Raw genomic sequence first — 1,230 nt, 5'->3', positions numbered from 1 at the left:
CGCGATGGTATGCCAGGCAAGCTGAATGCGGCCGAAAGCCTGAATGAAAAATCCGGCGCTGAGGCGACCCTGTACAACGGCGCCCGTGCGGAATTCGTGCCGACGCAAGCCGGCTGGAACTTCCGCGATCATGTGCTGCTGCACTGGCAGGAGGCCGGACACACGCTGCACGACCGCGAATCCGAGCAGGACCTGCAATGCACGCTGGCCCTGTCCACTCAGCCAGGTGAAGACGGCAATCCCCATCCCACGATGGATGTAATTGCGACGCTCACGCGCTATGAATGGGACAGTGTAAAGCAGGAGCTGCCGGGATCGAAGCAGCGTACTTATATGGGCAAGGCCTGGGCGCGCGTCAGCCTGCAATGGTCGCTTCGCCTGCAATGGCATGTGAAGCCGGACGGCAGTGTCGTGCTGTCGGGGCAGACGCGCAAGGGCATGCCGCGCACGGATGCGGGCACCACCGGCATTTATGTGGTGTCCGATCCTTTGCCGCACCTTTTGAATGTGCATCGCATCTGCCAGTGGTGGGACAACCATCCCGCCAATCTGGGCGTGGTGCGCAACGACGTGGCCGCGCCGCTAGCGGTAGCCACCACCAAAGTTTTTGAGCGGATTGCGCTCACGCTGGCGCCCGAAGGCAATCGTCACTGCCGGGGCCTGCGTATCAACGAACGTGGCGACTTCGAAATCGAGTTGGGGGAGTAAGCAATGTCTGGCCTGATCACTACCGTGCCCGAAGCGCAGCCGCGCCAGTGGGGCATGGCCTGCGCCGCAGGGGCGCACAGTTTTGCAGCCGCGCGTGTCGCGCGCATCGTGCTGCAGCGCGAACCGCTGGCGTCTGAGGCGCTGTCGTGGACTACTTTGTATAGCTGCCAGCCGGACCCGGTGCGCGGCCGCGCCGAACTGGCCCTGTGCCTGCTGGCGCGTACTGAACTTGAAGAACTGGATAACACGGGACGTATGGCGCGCATCTACAACGCCGTGTTTGACCGCTACGACGCTTCACGTCCGCCGGATCTGGYCTATTGGGTCAGTCAGCTGGCCGCTGGCGAATCGATCGAAAAGCTGGTGCGCCGCCAGTTGGTGCCGCTATGCGAATCCGGCTATCGGGCTGCCGCCTGCGCCGCGCCTGCCGCCGCGCGCCGGCCCCTGTTCGCCGTGCGCGATGCTGCCGGCCTGCCGCTGGTGTTTTCGCTGGCTGCCAACGGCCGCCTGTATCTGTATCGC

At 64.2% G+C, this 1,230-nt stretch carries 2 protein-coding genes; both read left to right on the top strand.

What is annotated here, in order from left to right:
- Positions 1–708, top strand: a 708-nt coding sequence (locus AB4Z11_RS32085) for a hypothetical protein (RefSeq protein ID WP_442030272.1), incomplete at its 5' end; no start/stop codon positions are given.
- Between the two features lie 3 nt (positions 709–711).
- On the top strand, positions 712–1,230 hold a 519-nt coding region (locus AB4Z11_RS32080; protein WP_442030270.1), incomplete at its 3' end, for a hypothetical protein.

Origin of the sequence: Pseudoduganella sp. RAF53_2 (assembly GCF_052113985.1) — a bacterium.
Taxonomy (GTDB): Bacteria; Pseudomonadota; Gammaproteobacteria; order Burkholderiales; family Burkholderiaceae_D; genus Rugamonas.
This window is presented reverse-complemented; position numbering and strand designations above follow the sequence as displayed.